This window comes from Streptomyces sp. NPDC086077 (genome assembly GCF_040686175.1).
Taxonomy (GTDB): domain Bacteria; phylum Actinomycetota; class Actinomycetes; order Streptomycetales; family Streptomycetaceae; genus Streptomyces.
The window spans coordinates 1-18,598 of the sequence record NZ_JBFBJT010000142.1; the positions used below are offsets into that span (position 1 = coordinate 1).

General features: G+C 71.1%; 13 protein-coding genes. 6 read left to right on the top strand and 7 right to left on the bottom strand.

What is annotated here, in order from left to right; genetic code table 11:
• A partial coding sequence (dnaE, locus tag AB0O67_RS30005) for a DNA polymerase III subunit alpha (protein WP_365456696.1) occupies positions 1–1,723 on the bottom strand: 1,723 nt, incomplete at its 3' end.
• A gap of 213 nt (positions 1,724–1,936) precedes the next feature.
• Between dnaE and AB0O67_RS30010 the strand changes: the two genes are divergently transcribed.
• The 4 genes from AB0O67_RS30010 to AB0O67_RS30025 all read left to right on the top strand — a co-directional run bounded on the left by AB0O67_RS30010 (position 1,937) and on the right by AB0O67_RS30025 (position 6,873).
• Positions 1,937–3,289, top strand: coding sequence for a DUF2252 domain-containing protein (locus tag AB0O67_RS30010; protein WP_365456699.1), 1,353 nt, complete (start codon positions 1,937–1,939; stop codon positions 3,287–3,289).
• Between the two features lie 79 nt (positions 3,290–3,368).
• On the top strand, positions 3,369–4,061 hold the full coding sequence (locus AB0O67_RS30015; protein WP_365456702.1) for a hypothetical protein: 693 nt from the start codon (positions 3,369–3,371) through the stop codon (positions 4,059–4,061).
• Between the two features lie 223 nt (positions 4,062–4,284).
• A complete protein-coding gene (locus tag AB0O67_RS30020) occupies positions 4,285–5,085 on the top strand; it encodes a DsbA family protein (RefSeq protein WP_365456705.1) in 801 nt (266 codons plus the stop codon).
• A 126-nt stretch (positions 5,086–5,211) separates the two neighbouring features.
• Positions 5,212–6,873, top strand: coding sequence for an alkaline phosphatase D family protein (locus tag AB0O67_RS30025; protein WP_365456708.1), 1,662 nt, complete (start codon positions 5,212–5,214; stop codon positions 6,871–6,873).
• Positions 6,874–6,892: 19 nt separating this feature from the next.
• Here AB0O67_RS30025 and AB0O67_RS30030 read toward each other — a convergent pair whose 3' ends face one another.
• Positions 6,893–7,462 carry a dienelactone hydrolase family protein gene (locus AB0O67_RS30030; protein WP_365456711.1) on the bottom strand — a complete coding sequence of 190 codons (570 nt, stop codon included), beginning with the start codon at positions 7,460–7,462 and terminating at the stop codon, positions 6,893–6,895.
• A 107-nt stretch (positions 7,463–7,569) separates the two neighbouring features.
• Here AB0O67_RS30030 and AB0O67_RS30035 point away from each other — a divergent pair, with 107 nt between their 5' ends.
• Positions 7,570–8,688: a mechanosensitive ion channel domain-containing protein gene (locus tag AB0O67_RS30035; RefSeq protein ID WP_365456714.1), complete on the top strand. Its 1,119-nt coding sequence runs from the start codon at positions 7,570–7,572 to the stop codon at positions 8,686–8,688.
• A 116-nt stretch (positions 8,689–8,804) separates the two neighbouring features.
• Here AB0O67_RS30035 and AB0O67_RS30040 read toward each other — a convergent pair whose 3' ends face one another.
• The 5 genes from AB0O67_RS30040 to AB0O67_RS30060 form a co-directional block, all read right to left on the bottom strand.
• Positions 8,805–10,391, bottom strand: a complete 1,587-nt coding sequence (locus tag AB0O67_RS30040) for a Na+/H+ antiporter (RefSeq protein WP_365456717.1) — start codon at positions 10,389–10,391, stop codon at positions 8,805–8,807.
• An 83-nt stretch (positions 10,392–10,474) separates the two neighbouring features.
• Complete coding sequence (locus AB0O67_RS30045; protein ID WP_365456720.1) at positions 10,475–10,942, bottom strand: GNAT family N-acetyltransferase; 468 nt, start codon at positions 10,940–10,942, stop codon at positions 10,475–10,477.
• Positions 10,939–11,883, bottom strand: coding sequence for an RluA family pseudouridine synthase (locus AB0O67_RS30050; protein ID WP_365456723.1), 945 nt, complete (start codon positions 11,881–11,883; stop codon positions 10,939–10,941). The genes AB0O67_RS30045 and AB0O67_RS30050 overlap by 4 nt, the downstream gene beginning before the upstream one ends.
• Positions 11,884–11,949: 66 nt before the next feature.
• A complete protein-coding gene (gene lspA, locus AB0O67_RS30055; RefSeq protein WP_365456726.1) occupies positions 11,950–12,612 on the bottom strand; it encodes a signal peptidase II in 663 nt (220 codons plus the stop codon).
• Between the two features lie 97 nt (positions 12,613–12,709).
• Positions 12,710–14,674, bottom strand: coding sequence for a histone H1-like repetitive region-containing protein (locus AB0O67_RS30060; protein ID WP_365456729.1), 1,965 nt, complete (start codon positions 14,672–14,674; stop codon positions 12,710–12,712).
• A gap of 591 nt (positions 14,675–15,265) precedes the next feature.
• On the opposite strand from AB0O67_RS30060, the gene ileS reads away from it, so the two are divergent.
• Positions 15,266–18,403, top strand: coding sequence for an isoleucine--tRNA ligase (gene ileS / locus AB0O67_RS30065; RefSeq protein ID WP_365456732.1), 3,138 nt, complete (start codon positions 15,266–15,268; stop codon positions 18,401–18,403).
• Positions 18,404–18,598: the final 195 nt, after the last annotated feature.

An 18,598-nucleotide genomic window follows, 5' to 3' on the forward strand; every position in this document is an offset into this window, starting at 1 on the left:
GCGACTCGCACTGCGGGTAGTCCCACTGCGTGATGGTCACGCCGTCCGTGTGCCGCACCCAGATCGGGGCGTGGTCGACGATGGGCTCGCTGGACATGATCACGCCGGCGGCGTGCACGCCCATCTGCCGCACCAGGCCCTCGACGCCCTTCGCGGTGTCGATGACCTTCTTGACGTCCGGCTCGTTCTCGTACATCCCGCGGATCTCGCCCGCCTCGCTGTAGCGCGGGTGCGAGGGGTTGGTGATGCCGTCGAGGTCGATGCCCTTGCCGAGGACGTCGGCGGGCATCGCCTTGGTGAGGCGGTCGCCCATCGCGTACGGGTAGCCCAGCACGCGCGCCGAGTCCTTGATGGCGTTCTTCGCCTTGATCTTGCCGTAGGTGCCGATCATGGCGACCTTGTCGGCGCCGTACTTCTCCGTCACGTACCTGATCACCTCGACGCGCCTGCGCTCGTCGAAGTCGATGTCGACGTCGGGCATGGAGACGCGCTCGGGGTTGAGGAACCGCTCGAAGATCAGGCCGTGCGGGATCGGGTCGAGGTCGGTGATGCCCATGGCGTAGGCGACGATCGAGCCGGCCGCGGAGCCTCGGCCGGGGCCGACCGCGATTCCGTTGTTCTTGGCCCACATGATGAAGTCGGCGACGACGAGGAAGTAGCCCGGGAACCCCATCTGGATGATGACGTCCATCTCGTACTCGACCTGCTTCTGGCGGTCCTCGGGGATGCCGCCGGGGAAGCGGCGCTCCATGCCGCGGCGCACCTCCTCCTTGAACCAGGTGACCTCGGTGAAGCCCTCGGGGATGTCGAACTTGGGCATGAGGTCGCGCTTCTCGAACATGCCGTCGGTGTCGACCATCTCGGCCACCAGGAGCGTGTTGGCGCAGCCCTCCTGCCAGGCGTCCGAGGAGTCGATGGCGTACATCTCGTCCGTGGACTTCAGGTAGTAGCCGGTGCCGTCGAACTTGAAGCGGTCGGGGTCGGAGAGGTTCTTGCCGGTCTGGATGCACAGCAGCGCGTCGTGGGCGCCCGCCTCGTGCGCGTACGTGTAGTGCGAGTCGTTGGTGACCAGCGGGGGGATGCCGAGCTTCCTGCCGATCTCCAGAAGGCCGTCGCGGACCCGGTGCTCGATCTCGATGCCGTGGTCCATCAGCTCCAGGAAGTAGCGGTCCTTGCCGAAGATGTCCTGGTAGTCGGCGGCCGCCTTCAGCGCCTCGTCGTACTGGCCGAGGCGCAGCCGGGTCTGGAGCTCGCCGGAGGGGCAGCCGGTGGACGCGACGATCCCCTCGGACCACTGGGAGATCGTCTCCTTGTCCATCCGGGGCCACTTCTGGAGCCACCCCTCGGCGTACGCGTCCGAGGACAGCCGGAAGAGGTTGTGCAGGCCCGTCTTGTTCACGGCCCACATCGTCTTGTGGGTGTAGCCGCCCGAACCGGAGACGTCGTCCCGCTTCTGGTGCGGCTGGCCCCACTGGATCTTGCGCTTGTTACGCCGGGACTCGGGGGCGACGTACGCCTCGATGCCGATGATCGGGGTGACGCCCGCCTTCTTCGCGCTGTGGAAGAAGTCGTAGGCCCCGTGGAGGTTGCCGTGGTCGGACATGGCGATGTGCGTCATGCCCATCTCGTTGCACGCGTCGAACATGTCCTTCAGCCGCGCGGCACCGTCCAGCAGCGAGTACTGGGTGTGGACGTGCAGGTGCGTGAACGGCGGCTTCGACACGGCTTCGGCCTCCAAGGAAAACGTACGTCGACGGGGGTCCGACAGGCTGCGGACAGTCTGGGGACAGCGTCGAAGTCTATGCCCCGGCTCTGACACTCGACGGGCACTCCCACGTACCTTCGTGCGTTGGAAGGTGGCGGACTGGCTGTGCCGGTGTGCGCGCGCCATCCGTCCCACAGGTCACGCACGACCCGCACCAGGAGGCACCCAGCGATGTCGTTCCCCCAGCTCGACGACGAGCACCGCGGCGAGGAGATCCTCGCCGTCTTCGACACCGCCTTCGGCGAGCTGCTCGCCGCCGACCCGGCCGCGTTCCGGGTGAAGTTCCGGAAGATGGCGGCCTCGGCGTTCGCCTTCTACCGGGGCACGGCCTGCCTCTTCTACCACGACCTGGACGCCGAGAGCGCCGGGCGCGGCGACGGCGGGACCTACACCGGGCCGTTCCTGGACGAGCGCACCTCGCGCGTGTGGATCCACGGCGACCTGCACGCGGAGAACTTCGGCACGTACATGGACTCGAACGGCCGGCTGATCTTCAACGTCAACGACTTCGACGAGGCGTACGTCGGCCCCTTCACCTGGGACCTGAAGCGCTTCGCCGCCTCCATAGCCCTCGTCGGGTACGCGAAGGCGCTCAGCGACGAGCAGATCACCGAGCTGGTGACGATCTACGCGACGGCCTACCGCGAGCGGGTGCGCGCGCTGGCCACCGGCGCCAAGAGCGACGAGGTGCCGCCGTTCACCCTGGACACGGCCGAGGGCCCGCTGCTGGACGCGCTGCGTGTCGCCCGCTCGCTGACCCGGTTCGGCCTGCTGGACTCGATGACCGAGATCCGTGACTTCGAACGCCGGTTCGCCCCGGGCGGCGGCTCCATCGAGCTGGACGCGGCCACGCGCTACAAGGTGCTCGCGGCCTTCGACGGCTACCTGGAGACGCTCCCCGAGTCCTCGCTGACCCGCCCGGACTCGTACCGGGTCAAGGACGTCGTCGGCCGCCGCGGCATCGGCATCGGCTCGGCCGGCCTGCCGTCGTACAACATCCTTCTGGAGGGCAACAGCGACGCCCTGGAGAACGACGTGGTGATCTACGTCAAGCAGGCCCAGACCCCGGCCGTCTCCCGGCACATCACCGACCCGGCGATCCGCGAGTACTTCCAGCACGAGGGCCACCGCACGGTGATCTCCCAGCGCGCCCTCCAGGCGCACGCCGACCCGTGGCTCGGCTGGACCGAGCTGGACGGGGCGGGCCAGCTGGTCGCCGAGGTGTCGCCGTACGCCGTCGACCTGGACTGGGGCGACATCGACGACCCCGAGGAGATCGCCGCGGTCGTCGCCGACCTGGGCCGCTCCACGGCCACCATGCACTCGGCCGCCGACGACGACTCGGGCCACTCCGACCTGGTGCCGTTCTCCACGGAGCGGGCCATCGACGCGGCCCTCGCGGGCGACGAGGACGGCCTCGTGCCGCTCCTGGTCGACTTCGCGCACACCTACGGCGCCCGCGCGCGTGCCGACCACCAGATCTTCGTCGACCTCTTCCGCAACGGCCGGATCCCCGGCCTCTGACCGACCGGCCGTCCACCCAGGACCTCACAGGGACCCTTTAGGAGTCCCTTACGGGAGTCCGTGACACACTCTCCCCGCTATGGACATATCCGGGACACATCTCAGAGCCGTACGCGCGGCGCTGTTCACGGCGATCGTCGTGACGCTCAGCACCGCGTCGCACGTGCTGCTGTCCCGGGCCCCGCTGCCGCTGGGCACGGTGGCGGCGATCGCCGCCACCGTGTTCGTCATCGCGTACGCGCTGGCCGGCCGTGAGCGCGGCTTCGGCCGGATCGCCGCGCTGCTGATCCCCCTGGAGCTGGCCGCCGACACGGTGTTCACCGCGGGCCAGCACGCCTGTTACGGCCGGGCGGGCGGCCCGGTCGCGGGCCCGCTGCGCTCGTTCGGCCTCGACGTGCTGTGCGGCGGCGGCGAGGTGGGCTCACCGCTCGCGCGGATGGCGGGCACCGCCGGCACCGACCGGGTCGCCTCCGTCCTGGCGCACGCGCACCCGCAGACCGCCTGGCTGCTGCTCGGCGCCCATGTCGGCGTCGGCCTGCTCGCGGCCGCCTGGCTGCGCCGCGGCGAGCGGGCCCTGGCCCAGCTGCTGAGCGCGATGGCCGCAACCACGTTCCGGCCGCTGCTGCTGGCGGCCGCCGCCCGCACGGTGCGGCCCGCCGCACCGGCCCCCCGGCTCCCGCGCCCCACGCGCCGTACGGCCCCCGCGCGCGACCGGCTCCTCACCCACTCCCTGGGACGGCGTGGCCCGCCGCGCGTCGCCGCCTTCGCCTGACGGACACCAGCCGTCCAGCACCGCGGCGCGCCCTGAGAGGCGCGGGGAACTGCGCGACAGGCCACGACGCACACGCAGTCGACGATCGACCCCCGCCACGCCCTCAGCGGCGCTCCACCCCGACGGTGTCGGGCGAACGCGTACCGCGACCAGCGACGCACGTCCAGTCCCCCACCGAGCAAGCGCACGCGATCCGTGCGCGTCCCACACGGAGAACACCACCATGAGCAAGCGGAACAGCCAGGCGGCGAAGACGGCGGCCCGGGAGCGGCTGCGGGTCGAGCGCGAGCGTGAGGCCAAGCGGGCCAAGGTCAGGCGGCAGATCATCGTCGCCTGCTCGGTCGTCGGCGTCCTCGCCGTGGCCGGCGGCATCGGCTACGCCGTCGTCCAGACCAACCAGCCGAGCAAGTGGGAGGAGGCCGCCGACGCCAAGGTCGTCGCCCCGGCCAACACCTCCGGCAAGGACGGCACCACGATCCTGGTCGGCGAGTCCAAGTCCGACAACCTGGTCCACCTCTACGAGGACCCGCGCTGCCCGGCCTGCGCCTCCTTCGAGCAGACCGTCGGCGAGACCGTCAACAAGGGCATGGAGGACGGCGACTACAAGCTCTCCCTCACCCTCGGCACCTTCCTCGACGGCAACCTCGGCGGCGAGGGCTCCAAGAACGCCCTGAGCGCGCTCGGCGCCGCGCTGAACGTCAGCCCCGAGGCCTTCCTCGACTACAAGTCCGCGCTGTACTCGTCGGAGTACCACCCCGAGGAGTCCAGCGACGAGTTCGCCAAGGACGACTACCTGATCAAGGTGGCGGACACGGTGGACGCGCTGAAGAACAACAAGAAGTTCCAGGACGCCGTCGAGAAGGGCACGTACGACGCCTGGGCGATGAGGATGAGCGACTCCTTCGACAACACGAAGGACGTCAAGTCGACCCCGACCATCAAGATCAACGACAAGGTGATCGAGAACCCGAGCACCGTCGCCGAGTGGGAGAAGGCGCTCAAGGACGCGGGCGTCACCAAGTAACACGACGTCAGGCGGTGACGCCGTACGGAAGCGCGAAGAACGAGCGGGCGAACTCTTCCCGGTTCGCCCGCTCTTCGCGTACCCGTGCCTTACCGAAAGCGCTACCGATCAGTAATCTGATCGCCCGTGACCAGTCGACACAGACCCGACACGGGCCTCAACTCCCTTACTCCGCGCCGCCGTACGGTCGTCAAGGCGGCCGCCGCCGGAGCCGTTCTCGCCGCCCCGCTCGCCGGCGCCCTGCCTGCCCTCGCGGCCTCCGAGACCCCCGACTTCCTGCACGGCATCGCCTCCGGTGACCCGCTCCCGGACGGCATCCTGCTGTGGACCCGCGTGACGCCCACCGCCGAGGCGACGCCCGGCTCCGGACTCGGCCCGGACACCCCGGTCAGCTGGACCGTGGCCACGGACAAGGCGTTCACGAACATCGTCGCCAAGGGGTCCACCACCGCGACCGCGGCCTCCGACCACACGGTCAAGGCCGACATCCGCGGCCTCGCACCGGCCACCGACTACTGGTTCCGCTTCTCGGCCGGCGGCACCGACTCCCCGGCTGGCCGCGCCCGCACCGCCCCCGCCACCGACGCGGCGGTCGCGAACCTCCGCTTCGGCGTCGTCTCCTGCGCCAACTGGGAGGCGGGCTACTTCGCCGCCTACCGCCACCTCGCCGTCCGCGGCGACCTGGACGCCTGGCTGCACCTCGGCGACTACATCTACGAGTACCCGGCGGGCGAGTACGGCACCCGAGGCACCTCCGTACGCGCCCACGCCCCCGCGCACGAGATCACCACCCTCGCCGACTACCGCATACGGCACGGCCGTTACAAGACGGACCCGGACCTCCAGGCGCTGCACGCGGCCGCCCCGGTGGTGGCCATCTGGGACGACCACGAGATCGCCAACGACGCCTGGTCCGGCGGCGCCGAGAACCACACGGAGGGCGCCGAGGGCACCTGGGCCGCCCGCCAGGCCGCCGCCAAGCAGGCCTACTTCGAGTGGATGCCGGTCCGCCCGGCCATCGCCGGCACCACCTACCGGCGGCTGCGCTTCGGCAAGCTCGCCGACCTCTCCCTGCTCGACCTGCGCTCCTTCCGCTCGCAGCAGGTGGGTCTCGGCAACGGCGACGTCGACGACCCGGAGCGCACGCTCACCGGGCGCGCCCAGCTCGACTGGCTGAAGGCGGGCCTGAAGTCCTCCGACACCACCTGGCGGCTGGTCGGCAACTCGGTGATGATCTCGCCGTTCGCCATCGGCTCGCTCTCCGCCGAGCTGCTCAAGCCGCTGGCCAAGCTGCTGGGCCTGCCGCAGGAGGGCCTGGCCATCAACACCGACCAATGGGACGGCTACACCGACGACCGCCGTGAGGTCCTCGCCCACCTGCGCGCGAACGCGATCCGCAACACGGTCTTCCTGACCGGCGACATCCACATGGCCTGGGCCAACGACGTGCCGGTGAACGCAGGTACGTACCCGCTGTCGGCGTCCGCCGCCACGGAGTTCGTGGTCACCTCGGTCACCTCCGACAACCTCGACGACCTCGTGAAGGTCCCCGAGGGCACCGTCTCCGCCCTCGCCTCGCCGCTCATCCGCGCGGCCAACCGGCACGTCCACTGGGTCGACACCGACCGCCACGGCTACGGCGTCCTGGACATCACCGCCGAGCGCGCGCAGATGGACTACTACGTCCTGGCCGACCGGACCAAGGCCGACACGAGGGCCTCCTGGAGCCGCTCGTACCGCACCCGCAGCGGCACGCAGAAGGTGGAGCGCACGTACGACCCGGTGTGACCGCCGGCCGGAGTCTGTTCTAGAGGCTTTGGAGGAAGCCGAGCGCCACCCGCCAGGTGGCCTCGGCGGCCTCCTCGTCGTAGTCCGGCAGCGCGGGGTCGGTGTACAGGTGCCCGGCCCCGGCGTAGCGGTAGACCTCCACGTCCGCCCCGGCGCGGCGCATCTGCAGATACCAGGCGCTCAGCCAGTCGTCCGTCTCGAAGGGGTCCGGCTCGGCGACGTGCAGCTGCACCGGCAGGTCGTCCACCGAGGTGTTGGGGGCGAGGTCCGACGTGCCGTGCAGGAGCAGCAGCCCGCGCGCCTTCCCGTCGCCCAGCGCGAGGGTCTGCGCCACCGAGGCGCCGAGCGAGAACCCGGCGTAGACCAGGCCGCGCTCCGAGTAGGGCGCGGCGGCCAGCACGGCCCGCTTCAGCAGCTCGTCCTTGCCGACCTCCTCCTTGAACGCCATGCCCTCCTCGGCCGTCCCGAAAGTGCGCCCCTCGAAGAGGTCCGGCGTCCACACCTCGTGACCGGCCGCTCGCAGCCGGTCCGCCGCGGCGCGCACCGCGGGTCCGAGGCCGTAGGTCGAGTGAAACAGCATGATGTTCATGAGGCCATGGTGCCAGCCGGGTGCGACGGCGCAGGTCCGGGGCAGTACCCGGATCCGCCAGGAAGTCACATGTTCACTGCCCCGCGGGACTGGTTACGTTCGAGGGCATGGAGAACCTGCTCCGCCCCCTCATAGTCATCGGCGGCTCGGTCGTGCTCGGCCTGCTCATCGGGTGGGCCACCGACCTGCTGCTGCGCAAGGCCGACCAACGGCACCCGGAGACCCCGCTGTGGGGTCTGCTGCGCCGCGGCCGCATCCCCTTCCAGCTCGTGCTGTGCGCCGCGCTGCTGAGAGGCTCGTACGACGAGGCACAACTGCTGGAGGACCACCGGGTCGGCATCGGCCAGGCGCTCACCCTGGTGCTGATCGGGTCGGCGGCCTGGCTGGTGATCCGGATCGCGGCGGCGGTCGTCGAGACCTCGTACTCGCGGTACGCCAACTCCCATGCCCGGCGTGACCCGGCCCGGGTCCGCCGGGTGCGCACCCAGGTCACTCTGATCACGCGGGTGGTCGCGGCGGTCGTCGGTGTGGTCGCCGTCGCGTCGATGCTGCTGACCTTCCCGGCGATGCGCGCGGCGGGTGCCTCGCTGCTGGCCTCCGCCGGCATCCTCGGCATCGTCGCCGGTGTGGCGGCGCAGTCCACGTTGAGCAACATGTTCGCGGGGCTGCAGATCGCGTTCGGCGACATGGTGCGCATCGGCGACACGGTCGTGGTGGACGGCGAGTGGGGCACCGTCGAGGAGATCACGCTGACCTACCTCACGGTCCGCACCTGGGACGAGCGCCGGATCACGATGCCGGTGTCGTACTTCACGTCCAAGCCCTTCGAGAACTGGTCGCGCGGCACCCCGCAGATGACCGGCATCGTCTACTGGCACCTCGACCACACCGCGCCCCTGGCCGCGATGCGCGAGAAGCTCCGCGACATCCTGCGCGAGTGCCCCGCCTGGGACGGCCGCGCCTACGGCCTGGACGTCACGGACACCACGCCCAACACCATGGAGGTACGGGCCCTGGTGACGGCGAAGGACGCCGACGACGTCTGGACGGTACGGGTCACGGTCCGCGAGCAGATGATCGCCTGGCTGATCCAGGAACACCAGTACGCCCTCCCCCGCGTCAACACCGCGGACGCGAGCCTGCCCCCGGGTGCGAACGGCCGCCGCCGCTCCCCCGACGGCCCACCCCGCCGGGCGGTGGAGACCCCGAGGCCGGACCGAGGCTGAGCCCACAAAGGGAGAGCCGCCGGCGGCGCCGGTGCCCCACAGGCCACGCTCACCCCTCTGCGGACCGGAACGGCGGGTGCGTGGGTGGGAGACCGACTCCCACCCGCCACCCGCGCTCACCGCAAACTACGCACGTCCAGCTGCCGCAGCACCCGATCCACGACCTCCGGATCCGCCCCCACCTCACTGCGCGCGGCCAGCACCTCATGCCGCGCCGCACTCAGCATCTCCCCCTCGATCCGCCGCACCCGCCGCACCCGCCGGGCCCGCTGCTCGTGCCCCTCCCGCCGCTCGTCCTCCCCCAGCTCCGGACTGATCCGCCACCCGATGTCGGACGCCCGCCGCAACATCCGCTCGGACAGCTCGTCCGGCAGCTCCTCCACCTCCTCGATCTCCCGAAGCCTCCGCTTGGCCGCCTTCGCAGCCCGCACCGCCAGCGCCCGCTCGAACTCCTGCTCCTGCGCCGTGTCCGCCCGCACCCCCAGCCGCCGCACCAGCCACGGCAGGCTCAGCCCCTGGAGCACCAGCGTGGCCATGATCACCCCGAACGCGACGAACACGATCTCGTCGCGGTTGGGAAACGGAGCACCGCTCTCCGTCTCCAGCGGAATCGCGAGGGCCAGCGCCACCGACGCGACCCCCCGCATCCCGGCCCACCACATCACCACGGTCTCGCGCCAACTGGTCGGGATCTCCTCGTCGTAGTCCCGTCTGGCGTGCAGCCGCTTGGTGAGCCATGTGGCCGGCAGCAGCCACGCCAGCCGCACCAGTACGACGACCCCCACGACCGCCGCCGACCACCCCAGCAGCTCGCCCCACCGCCCGGACGCCGTGCGGATCGCGTTGTGCAGCTCCAGCCCGATCAGCCCGAAAGCGACCCCGGTGACAAGGGTGTCGACGATGTCCCAGAAGGTGTGCCCGGCGAGCCGCGTCAGCACGTCGTCGGGATCGCTCGCGTACTCGGCGAGGAAGAGCGCGGTGGTGAGCACCGCGAGCACCCCCGACCCGTGCAGCTCCTCGGCCAGCACGTACGACGCGTACGGCACCAGCAGCGTCAGGCTGATCTGGAGGGTGGCGTCCCCGAGCACGTCCATCAGCTTGTTCGCGCCCCAGCCGAGCGTGAGCCCCACCGCCACCGCGACCACGGCCGACAGCACCAGCTGGCCACCGGCCTCCCACGGCGAGAACGTCCCGCTCACGGCCGCCGCGATCGCCACGTGGTACAGCACGATGGCCGTCACGTCGTTGAACAGCCCCTCGCCCTCCAGGATCGACACCAGCCGCCGGGGCAGCCCCAGTTGCCCCGCGACGGCGGTCGCCGCGACCGGGTCGGGCGGCGCGACCAGCGCCCCGAGCGCCAGGGCGGCGGCGAGCGGCAGCCCCGGCACGATCGCGTGGGCCACGGCGGCCACACACACCATGGTGACGAAGACCAGCGCCACGGCCAGCAGGAAGATCGGCCGGACGTTCGCCGTGAACTGCCGCCAGGACGTGCGCCGCACGGCGGCGTAGAGCAACGGCGGCAGCAGCAGGGGCAGGATCAGATCCGGCGGGATGTCGACGTTCGGCACGAACTCCAGCAGCGCCAGCACGATGCCCAGCAGGGTCATCAGCACCGGCGCCGGCAACCGCAGCCGGTCCCCGACCGGGACGCTCACCACGGCCCCGAGCAACAGCACGAACAGCAGGGCCAACTGATCCACGGTCAGCACTCCGAGCTCAGAACGGACGAAACCCCCGCCGAACGGTCAAGCTCCGCGTCGCACGGCCGAGCCGTGCCAGGACGCTAGAGAGGACGCCGCATGGAGCGGTGCGGTATCCCCGCGTCGGGGAACTCCGGGCCGTAGGCCACGTATCCCAGCCGCTCGTAGAACCCGAGGGCATGCGTCTGCGCGTGCAGGTCGACGGCGGCCAGTCCGCGCGCGCGGGCCGCGTCCTCGATGGCCCGCACCAGCGCCGCGCCGACGCCGAGCCCCCGGGCCTCCCGCGTCACCGCGAGCCGTCCGAGCGACCCCACCGACAGGTCGCCCCCGGTCTTGCCGGCCGCCTCGGAGCCGTACAGCAGCCGCCCGGTCCCGAGCGGCACGCCGTCCTCCCGCACGGCCAGCACATGCAGCGCGCCGGCGTCGTACGTGTCGTACTCCACGTCCTCCGGTACGCCCTGTTCCGCGACGAAGACCTCCTTGCGTACGGCGAAACACGCCTCGCGGTCGGCCGCCTCCTCGGCGACCCGCACGACGTACCCGGTGCTCATCCGTAGGTCTCCTCACGCACCTTGTCCAACGCCTGTCGCAGGTCCTCGGGGTATTCGCAGGCGAACTCCACCCACTCGCCGTCCCCGGGGTGCTCGAAGCCCAGCCGGACGGCGTGCAGCCACTGCCGCGTCAGCCCGAGCCGCTTGGCGAGCGTCGGGTCGGCGCCGTAGGTCAGGTCGCCGGCACAGGGATGCCGGTGGGCGGCCATGTGGACGCGGATCTGGTGGGTGCGGCCCGTCTCCAGCTTCACGTCCAGCAGGGAGGCGGCGCGGAATGCCTCGATCAGGTCGTAGTGCGTCACGGACGGCTTGCCCTCGGCCGTGACCGCCCACTTGTAGTCGTGCTGGGGGTGGCGGCCGATGGGCGCGTCGATGGTGCCGCTGGTGGGGTCGGGGTGCCCCTGGACGAGGGTGTGGTACCGCTTGTCGACCGTGCGCTCCTTGAACTGCCGCTTGAGCGAGGTGTACGCGCGCTCGGACTTGGCGACCGCCATGAGCCCCGACGTACCGACGTCGAGACGGTGCACGATGCCCTGCCGCTCGGCGGCGCCGGAGGTGGAGATGCGGTACCCCGCGGCGGCCAGGCCGCCGATGACCGTCGGGCCGGTCCAGCCCGGGCTCGGGTGCGCGGCCACGCCGACCGGCTTGACGATGACGACCACGTCCTCGTCGTCATGGACGATCTCCATGCCCTCGACCGGCTCGGCCACCACCTGCACCGGCGGGGCCGCCTGCGGCATCTCGACTTCCATCCAGGCACCGCCGTGCACCCGCTCGGACTTGCCGACCGTCGTGCCGTCGACCAGCACCTTGCCCGCCGCGGCGAGCTCCGCGGCCTTGGTACGGGAGAAGCCGAACATGCGGGAGATGGCGGCGTCGACGCGCTCGCCCTCCAGACCGTCCGGCACGGGCAGGGTACGGATCTCGGGAATCGTGCTCACCCGTCGAGTATGCCGGACGGGTCCGACAGTGCCGTACGCCAGCCTGCCGGCCGGCCGCCGCGGGACTCAGTCCTTGTGGACGGTGCCGTCGGGGTCGAGGCCCTTGAAGGACAGCAGCACGATCAGGATGCCGCCGCAGACGATCGCGGAGTCGGCGAGGTTGAAGACGGCGAAGTGCTTCGGCGCGATGAAGTCGACGACCGCGCCCTTGAAGACGCCCGGCGAGCGGAAGATCCGGTCGGTGAGGTTGCCGAGCGCACCGCCGAGCAGCAGACCGAGGGCGATCGCCCAGGGCAGGCTGTACAGCTTGCGGGCCAGTCGGGCGATCACCACGATGACGGCCGCCGCGATCACCGTGAAGATCACGGTGAAGGCCTCGCCGAAGCCGAAGGCCGCGCCCGCGTTGCGGATCGCCTCGAAGCGCAGCCAGTCCCCGATGACCTCGATCGGCTCGTGGTGCTCCAGCTTGGCGACCACGATCATCTTGCTGATCAGGTCGAGGGCGTACGCGAACCCGGCGACCGCGAAGAGCACGGCGATCCGGCGCCTGCCCCGGGGCCGCTCGGCCGGAGCGTCCCCCTCGTCGGTGCCGGACCCGCCGGCCGGGGTCTGTGCCGCCTCGGCATCGGAGCGTTCCGGCGACGCGGCGTCGTCACCGGGCCGCTCCTGCTCGGCCCGCGTCGCGTCCGGGGTGCCCGGCGTACCGATGATGCGCTCCGCCTCTGCCACGTGAGTCCCTCAACCTAGGTGCCTGACTGAGCACGAGGGTACGGCACGCCGCTGACGGCGCACGTGCTCAGGAGGCATACGGAGGGCAATCGGCGGATCAGTACCGCCGCTCCTGCTTCTGTTTGCACTCGACGCACAGGGTGGCCCGGGGGAAGGCCTGCATACGGGCCTTGCCGATGGGGTTGCCGCAGTTCTCGCACAGGCCGTAAGTGCCCGCGTCGAGCCGTTGAAGGGCGTGCTCGGTCTGGGTCAGCATCTCGTTCGCGTTGGCGGCCAGGGCCAGCTCGTGCTCGCGCGTGATGTTCTTGGCGCCGGTGTCGGCCTGGTCGTCCCCGGCGCCGTCCCCGGAGTCGCGCATCAGGCCGACCAGCGACGACTCGGCGTTGGCGATCTCGGCGCGCAGCCGCTCCATCTCCGATGTCAGCTCCGCGCGGGCCTCCTCGACCTCTTCCGGGGTCCAGGGGTCCTCGCCGGGGCGCACCGCGAGGTCGCCCGGCTCCGCCGCGGCCACGCGCGCCTTGGGGACAGCCGTCTTCGCCGCCGCGGCCTTCCCAGGGGTCTTCTTCGCAACCACCGTCGTGGCTCCCGTCTGCTTCGCGGCCCGCGCCGCGCCCGCCTTCTTGCCCGAACCCCGCCCGCCCGCCCCTTTCAAGGCGTGCTCCTCCCCGACCCCGGTCCCTACGGCGCCCTCAGCCGCCGCGCTCCCGGATGCCGCCACCTTCGCGACGCCCCCTTCCTCATCCCCCGCACGCGCGGACACGGCGCCCTTCTCGGCCCCAGCCGCCTTGGCGGACGCCACCTTCCTACCCACGGCCTCCTCACCGGCCACAGCCTTCTTCCCCACGGCGTCCTTACGAGGCGCCGCCTTCTTGGCAGCAGCCCCCGCATCGGCCGCGCGCCCGGCAGCAACCTCCTGGTCGACCGTGTGCCCGGAAGCCGCCGACTTCCCGGCCGCGCCCTCTTCGGCAGACGCCGCCTTCTTGGCCAAGGCCGCCTCCTTGGCGAGCGCCGCCTTCTTGGCAGCAGCCTTCTTCTCCACGGCCTCCTCGGCGGGCACCGCCTTCTTGGCAGCAGCCTTCTTCGCCACGGCCTCCTTCGAGGCCGGGGCCTTCTTGGCGGCACCCTTCTTCGCGGCCGTCTTCTTGGCCGCACTCTTCTTGGTGACGGCCTTCTTGGCAGCCGTTCCCTCCGACACCGGCGCTTCCCCGACCACCTCCGACTCGACCGCATCCGGCTTGGCTGCCGCAGTCTTCTGCGCCGCCTCCTTCTCGGCGACCACCTTCTTGCCAGCCTTCTTCGCAGCCGCCCCCTCCCGCACCGGCCCCTCCCCGGCCACCGCCGACTCGGCCACCGCAGCCTTCCCCGCCGCGCCCTTCTCGGCGACCACCTTCTTGCCAGCCTTCTTCGCAGCCGCCCCCTCCCCGACCACCGCTGAACCGGCCGCCCCAGACTCCTGCCCCGCAGCCCCCTTCGGCGCCGCGGTCTTCTTCGCCACACCCTTCTTCGCGGCCCGCTTCCCGGCCGGAGCCCCGCCACCGACCGCCTTTCCCGCGGCGCGCACCTCTCCGGAGCCCTTCTTCGCGACGCGCTCCTCGCCGACCCCCGCGTCCTCGGCCACCCTCCCCCTGGCGCCCCGCTCTCCGGCAGCCACCTCCCTGGCAGCGGCCTTCTTGGCGGCAGCCTTCCTGGCAGTCGTCTTCTTGCCCGCCACCCGCACAGCCGACGCCACCTCAGTCCCGGGCTCGGCCACCGACTCCCTCTCCGAGGCCTTCCCGCCGGACGCCGCCCCCGATGCCCTCCCGCCAGGCGCGGCCCGCGCCCCCGACACCTCGGCGCCGGGCGCCGCCGCCTCGCCGTCCTGCGACGTCTTCCCGCTCGTCCCCGCCGAAGCGGCCCCTCGTACCCGCTTCACGCTCCCCATGGCCTTGTCCACCGCGCGCTTCGCGGCCGTCGCCATGCCCTGCGCGCCCTTCTTGCCGCTCGCACCCTTTGCCGCGCCGCCGGAGGCGTGCGTGGACCGGCCGGACGCCGACTGCTCTGCGGCGGTCTTTTTCGCCACCATGGCCGCGGCCCCTTCACATATTGTGATCTTGCACGCGAATCGTGCTGGGACGATAAATCGACTCGACGGCCGCGGCAACGGGGCACGCCACCCAAATCGCCCACCCCGCGACCGCCACGCGCCCGGCATGCATGCGTTGTGCCCAGCTCCCCGCCGGGTAATCCGCCGAGCCGGACATCACAGGATCCGAATTCACATAAATGACCAATCGGGTCAAAATACACCCATACCGCCGCCACCGGAAATGCGGTCGGCCACGGTCCACCCGGCGCCGTACACTGGGCGGAGCGAAAGGCGTGGATGGGGACGAGTAGCGGCGTACGCAGCCGAGAGCGACCCGGGGACGGTGGAAGCCCGGGGGTGAGCGCGACGCGAAGATCACCCCGGAGCCGCCGGAAGAAAGCCCCCACTCAGGAGCGGGGGCCAGTAGAACCGGTATCGCGACCCCAATGAGGGGGCTCACCGACGCACACCCCGCGCCGGCGAGCCAAGGAGGGTGGTACCGCGGGAGCGCGCCAGAGCGGCGTAGGAAAGTCGGAGCTCTCGTCCCTCCGGACGGAAGGCAGCAAGTCCGCCGGAGGAAACTCGCTGATGACAACGCCGACGTACCGCCAGGTGCCCGCCCAGGTCGACCTGCCCGCCCTCGAGCACGCCGTGCTCGACTTCTGGCGTGAGCAGAAGATCTTCGCCAAGAGCCTGGAGCAGTCCGAGGGCCGCCCCGAGTGGGTGTTCTACGAAGGCCCCCCCACCGCGAACGGCATGCCGGGCGCCCACCACATCGAGGCCCGCGTCTTCAAGGACGTCTTCCCCCGCTTCCGCACGATGCGTGGCTACCACGTGGCCCGCAAGGCCGGCTGGGACTGCCACGGCCTGCCGGTGGAGCTGGCGGTGGAGAAGGAGCTGGGTTTCTCCGGCAAGAAGGACATCGAGGCGTACGGCATCGCCGAGTTCAACGACAAGTGCCGCGCATCCGTGCTCCGCCACACCGACGCCTTCTCCGAGCTGACGACCCGCATGGGCTACTGGGTCGACCTCGACGAGGCGTACGTGACCATGGAGCCCGAGTACATCGAGTCGGTCTGGTGGTCGCTGAAGGAGATCTTCAGCAAGGGCCTGCTCGTCCAGGACCACCGCGTCGCCCCCTGGTGCCCCCGCTGCGGCACCGGCCTGTCCGACCACGAGCTCGCCCAGGGCTACGAGACGGTCGTCGACCCCTCCGTCTACGTCCGCTTCCCCCTCACCTCCGGCCCCCTCGCCGGCGAGGCCGCGCTCCTGGTGTGGACGACCACCCCGTGGACCCTCGTCTCCAACACCGCCGTGGCCGCCCACCCCGAGGTCACCTACGTCGTCGCGACCAACGGCGAGGAGAAGCTCGTCGTCGCGCAGCCGCTGGTCGAGAAGGCCCTCGGCGAGGGCTGGGAGACCACCGGACAGAGCTTCACCGGCGCCGAGATGGAGCGCTGGACCTACCAGCGCCCCTTCGAGCTCGTCGAGTTCCCGAGCGAGGCCCACTTCGTCGTCAACGCCGAGTACGTCACCACTGAGGACGGCACCGGCCTGGTCCACCAGTCCCCCGCCTTCGGCGAGGACGACCTCAAGGTCTGCCGCTCCTACGGCCTGCCCGTCGTGAACCCGGTCCGCCCGGACGGCACCTTCGAGGAGGACCTCCCCCTCATCGGCGGCGCCTTCTTCAAGAAGGCCGACGAGAAGCTCACCGAGGACCTCGGCGAGCGCGGCCTGCTCTTCAGGCACCTGCCGTACGAGCACAGCTACCCGCACTGCTGGCGCTGCCACACCGCGCTGCTCTACTACGCGCAGCCGTCGTGGTACATCCGCACGACGGCCGTCAAGGACCGGCTCCTGGAGGAGAACGAGCGGACCAACTGGTACCCGGACACGGTCAAGCACGGCCGCTACGGCGACTGGCTCGACAACAACATCGACTGGGCCCTGTCGCGCAACCGCTACTGGGGCACCCCGCTGCCGATCTGGCGCTGCGAGGACGACCACCTCACGGTCGTCGGCTCCCGCGCCGAGCTCACCGAGCTCACCGGCACCGACCAGTCGGGCCTCGACCCGCACCGCCCGTTCATCGACGACGTCACCTTCGCCTGCCCGAGCTGCGCGAAGACGGCCACGCGCGTGCCGGAGGTCATCGACGCCTGGTACGACTCGGGTTCCATGCCGTTCGCGCAGTGGGGCTACCCGTACAAGAACAAGGAACTCTTCGAGTCCCGCTACCCGGCGCAGTTCATCAGCGAGGCCATCGACCAGACGCGAGGCTGGTTCTACACGCTGATGGCGATCGGCACCCTGGTCTTCGACAAGTCCTCGTACGAGAACGTCGTCTGCCTCGGCCACATCCTCGCCGAGGACGGCCGCAAGATGTCCAAGCACCTGGGCAACATCCTGCAGCCGATCCCGCTCATGGACCAGCACGGCGCGGACGCGGTCCGCTGGTTCATGGCGGCCGGCGGCTCCCCGTGGGCGGCCCGCCGTGTCGGGCACGGCACCATCCAGGAGGTCGTCCGCAAGACGCTCCTGACCTACTGGAACACGGTCGCCTTCCAGGCCCTGTACGCCCGCACGTCGAACTGGACCCCGTCCGGCGCCGACCCGGCCCCGGCCGACCGCCCGCTGCTCGACCGCTGGCTGCTGTCCGAACTGCACGCGCTGACCGACCAGGTGACCCAGTCCCTGGACGCGTACGACACCCAGCGCGCCGGCAAGCTCCTGTCGGCCTTCGTCGACGACCTGTCGAACTGGTACGTGCGCCGCTCCCGGCGCCGCTTCTGGCAGGGCGACAAGGCGGCGCTGCGCACGCTGCACGAGGTCGTCGAGACGGTCACGAAGCTGATGGCCCCGCTGACCCCGTTCATCACCGAGCGGGTCTGGCAGGACCTGATCGTGCCGGTCACGCCCGGGGCACCGGAGTCGGTGCACCTGTCCTCGTGGCCGGAGGCGGATCTGACCGCCATCGACCCGGAGCTGTCGAAGCAGATGGTGCTGGTGCGCCGCCTGGTGGAGCTGGGCCGGGCCACGCGCGCGGAGTCGGGCGTCAAGACGCGTCAGCCGCTGCGGCGCGCGCTGATCGCCGCGACGGGCTTCGACGCCCTCTCCCCCGAGCTGCACACGCAGATCACGGAGGAGCTGAACGTCGAGTCGCTCGCGTCGCTGAGCGAGGTCGGCGGCTCCCTGGTCGACACGACGGCCAAGGCCAACTTCCGCGCACTGGGCAAGCGGTTCGGCAAGCGGGTCCAGGACGTCGCCAAGGCCGTCGCGAACGCCGACGCGGCCGCGCTGTCCCTCGCCCTGCGCGAGGGCACGGCGTCGGTGGAGGTCGACGGCGAGACCATCACCCTGGCCCCCGACGAGGTCATCATCACCGAGACCCCGCGCGAGGGCTGGTCGGTGGCCTCGGACTCGGGTGCCACGGTCGCCCTCGACCTGGAGATCACGGAGGAGCTGCGCCGCGCAGGCCTCGCCCGTGACGCGATCCGCCTGATCCAGGAGGCCCGCAAGAACAGCGGCCTCGACGTCGCCGACCGCATCGCGCTGCGCTGGACCGCGACGGACCCGGCCTTGATCGCCGCGCTCGGCGACCACGCCACGCTGATCGCCGACGAGGTCCTCGCAACGGACTTCGCGCAGGGCGAGGCGGACGACAGCTACGGCGCCCCGTTCACGGACGAGCCACTGACCCTGACGTTCCGCCTGCGCAAGGCGTAACACCCACGGCGAAGGCCCGGGTCCACCGAAGAATCTCGGTGGACCCGGGCCTTCGGCGTTGCGTACACCCACACAACTGCGCCCATGTCCGAACACAGTCGGCAAATGCCGTGAACACGCGTAGCACAAGGGCGGGGCCCCGGACCGCCCTGCTTCTGCTCGCGCAGCTGGACGCGCACCCCGTGCCGGTGGGCG